Origin of the sequence: Sinomonas sp. (assembly GCF_051955515.1) — a bacterium.
Taxonomy (GTDB): Bacteria; Actinomycetota; Actinomycetes; order Actinomycetales; family Micrococcaceae; genus Sinomonas.
Map to the genome: position 1 here is coordinate 1 of NZ_JBQCGQ010000155.1, position 3,400 is coordinate 3,400.

3 protein-coding genes are annotated in these 3,400 nt (G+C 68.1%); all 3 read left to right on the top strand.

Going from position 1 to position 3,400, the window contains the following annotated elements; translation table 11 throughout:
- The first annotated feature begins 344 nt into the window (after positions 1-344).
- Positions 345-1,625, top strand: a complete 1,281-nt coding sequence (locus ACTHL9_RS08735) for an MFS transporter (protein ID WP_440518463.1) — start codon at positions 345-347, stop codon at positions 1,623-1,625.
- A gap of 136 nt (positions 1,626-1,761) precedes the next feature.
- Positions 1,762-2,373: a TetR/AcrR family transcriptional regulator gene (locus tag ACTHL9_RS08740; protein ID WP_440518464.1), complete on the top strand. Its 612-nt coding sequence runs from the start codon at positions 1,762-1,764 to the stop codon at positions 2,371-2,373.
- Positions 2,374-2,569: 196 nt separating this feature from the next.
- Positions 2,570-3,400 (top strand): NAD(P)-dependent malic enzyme (locus ACTHL9_RS08745; protein WP_440518465.1); only part of this gene is annotated, 831 nt, incomplete at its 3' end.

Here is a 3,400-nt window from a genome sequence, read left to right on the forward strand (position 1 = left end):
GGTGTAGAGGTCGGGTGGTGTGGTGTTGATGTCGGGTGGGGTGGTGTTGAGGTCGGGTGGTGTGGTGCTGAGGTCGGGTGGTGTGGTGGTGAGGTCGGGTGGTGGGGTGCTGAGGTCGGGCCTTCCCCCGCTGAAGTACGACGACGGGAGGCGGCTTGTGAGAGCACGCTCCCTCCGTCGTCGTGAGCTCAGACCCGATGTCGGCGGTGGGGGGCCCCGACTTCGACGGTGGGGGCCCGACTTCGGCGGGGTATCTCCGTGATGCCGCTCCCGGGGCTAATCTGAGAGCCACAGCACCACCTCGGCCCGGAGGCCGGGGAACAACACGAGCCGGGGAGCCGTGAATGACCGCAGAGGCCTCGCATCAGGAACACGTCCCCGAGTCGGCGCTCGCCGAACCGGTCCAGCGGGTCGGACCGTTGTGGATCACGGGCCTCGTGCTCGTGAACGTCGGCATCAACGCGGCATTCTTCGGACCCATCCAGGTGCTCATCGCGCAGCAGGCGCAAGCGTTCGACGCGAGCCAGAAGGAAGCCATACTCGCGCTGGTCACGGGCGCGGGAGCCGCCGTCGCCCTCATAGCGAATCCGCTCTTCGGCGCGTTTTCGGACCGCACGTGGAGCCGCTTCGGGCGCCGCCGTCCGTGGGTGCTCATCGGTGCGCTCGTGGGCGCAGTCGCGCTCCTTGGCCTTGCAGTTGCCCCGAATGTTGCCGTGGCGACGACATTGTGGTGCTTTGTTCAACTCGGGGCCAACGGAGCCTACGCTGCCATCACCGCTGCGATCCCGGACCGCGCTCCGGTCGAGCAGCGTGGCACGGTGGGCGGGCTTGCCTCGATGGGAGTAACCACCGGGATCCTCCTTGGAGCCGTCATAGGCGCCGTTGTCTCGGGCAATTTCGCACTGGGCTATGTGGTCTGCGCCGCCGCACTCGTCCTCGGCGTCATGCTGTATCTCGCAAAAGGGGCCGACGATCCCCTCCCCCGTGCGTGGATCCCGCCCTTCTCGCTCGGCCGCTTCCTCGCATCGTTCTGGGTCAGCCCCAGGCGCTACCCCGACTTCGCCTGGGCGTGGATCACGCGCTTCCTGGTCAATTTGGGCAACCACATGGTGATCCTCTATCTCCTGTTCTTCCTCGCGGATGCTGTGCATCTCAAGGAGACGCAGGGCATCGAGCCTGCGACGGGCTTCCTGATCCTTACGGGGCTGTATGCGATCTTCACGATTGCGACGAGCGTCCTCGCAGGGAAGCTTTCGGATCGCATGGGCAAACGGAAGCCCCTCGTGATCCTTTCGTCGATCATCATCGCGATAGCTTCCCTCACCATCGGCTTCTTCCCCGTGTGGCCGGGCGCAATTGCGGGAGCGATCATCCTCGGGGTGGGTTTCGGCACCTATCTTGCCGTCGATCTAGCGCTCAACACCCAGGTCCTCCCGCAGGCCGCCGCTCGCGGGAAGGACCTCGGCGTGATCAACATCGCGAACTCTCTTCCGCAGGTGCTCGCCCCTGCGATCGCCTACCCCTTTGTGGTCTTCTGGGGCGGCTACATCTCCCTCTACGTCGCGGCGGCGGTGATCGGGCTGCTCGGCGCCGTCTTTGTGACCCGGATCCGCTCGGTCTCTTGAGGACGACGGCGGTGCTCGCCTGACACTGAGGCCCCGGCGGCCGGCGGTATAGTTGGTGGGACCCACTGCGCATTGGCCGGGGCGCAGCCATGGGTCGGACCGTTGCCGGACGATTGCCGGAAAGAGGTTGCTGCGCGTGCTGGAACTGCCCAAGGACTTGGTGTCGATGGAGGCTCCGCCGACCACACCTCGTCTCGCGGAGCGCTACCGCAGGCTGCTTGATGCCGCTGCCGAGTTCGCCCGGCTCGAATACCCGGAGGTCGAGGTTTCTGCGGTCGCGACCCGCGCCGGGGTCTCCCTCAGCACCGCGTACCGGTATTTCCCCTCCACCGCTCACCTGCTTCTCGCGCTGCACCGCAGGCAGCTCCTCGAGTTGCGGCAGCGGGTGGAAAGCCGCGCGCGGAACGCCCGGGGCCTCGAGGAGCGGTCGCGGCAGCTCGCGGGGGCCGCCATCGAACTGCTCCAGATGCGATTGACGCAGCCCGCCGTGAACAGCTGCCTCGATGAGCTCGTCGTCCCGGCAGACCACGAGCTCGCCCGTATGATCGGCGAGGTCGACGAACTCTCGTGGTCGGTCCTGGGCCGCATCGGAGGCGGAGCGGCACGCGGCAAGAGCATCGTCCTGATGGTCTCCGGCCTCGTCTCGGGCATTCGCACCGGCCGCCTGCTCCCCTACGAGGCGGAGCAGCAGCTCAAGGAGGCCTGCGCGCTCCTCGGTCCGAGGACGGTTGCCGCGCGTCTCGCGTGACGTTCCGCACTTTCGCGTTGCGGAAACTTCAGGTCGTCCCGATATGATGGTGGCACCTCCCTCCCCGAGGTCCAGCACGCGCGGACATCCTCGCGCGAGCGGATCTCCCGGAAAGCGCCCCATCTGGCGCGTGACCCCCGGACCCCTCGACGCCTGTGCGACGGACCCATTGCCTCTGCCCGACGAAGTGCAGACGATGACCGACCGCGGAGGCGCCGTCGCTGGCCGACGTGCCCGCCGATCGATCCAGGAGACCAGTGCCGTGTCCTCTTCTGCTCAGACCCAACCCCAAACCCAGCCCATCACCGATGAGGAGATTTTCGCCGCGCATGAGGGCGGGAAGCTCTCGGTCGCCGTCGACCGCCCGCTGGCGAGCAAGCGCGACCTCTCGATCGCGTACACGCCGGGCGTGGCGCAGGTGAGCCGTGCGATCGCCGCGGAGCCGGGCGTGGCCCGAACCCATACCTGGGCCTCGCGGCTGGTCGCTGTGGTCTCGGACGGCACCGCGGTGCTGGGCCTGGGGGACATCGGCCCGGCCGCGTCGCTGCCGGTGATGGAGGGCAAGAGCGCCCTGTTCAAGACCTTCGGCGGCCTCGACTCGATCCCGATCGTGCTGAACACCACGGACGTGGACGAGATCATCGAGACCCTCGTGCGCATCTCCCCGTCCTTCGGGGCGGTGAACCTGGAGGACATCTCGGCGCCTCGCTGCTTCGAGCTCGAGCGGCGCCTGATCGAGGCCCTCGACATGCCGGTGATGCACGATGACCAGCACGGCACCGCCGTCGTGGCCCTGGCCGCGGTGGAGAACGCGGTCAAGGTCGTGGGCAAGGGCCTCGCGTCCCTGCGCGTGGTGATTGCCGGGGCCGGGGCCGCCGGGATCGCCGTGGCGGAGATCCTGCTCACCGCCGGCGTGACCGACGTCGTCCTGCTCGACTCCAAGGGCGCCCTGCACACCGGCCGCGAAGACCTGACCGGGATGAAGGCCGAGTACGCCGCCCGGACCAACCCGAGGGCCGTCGCCGGC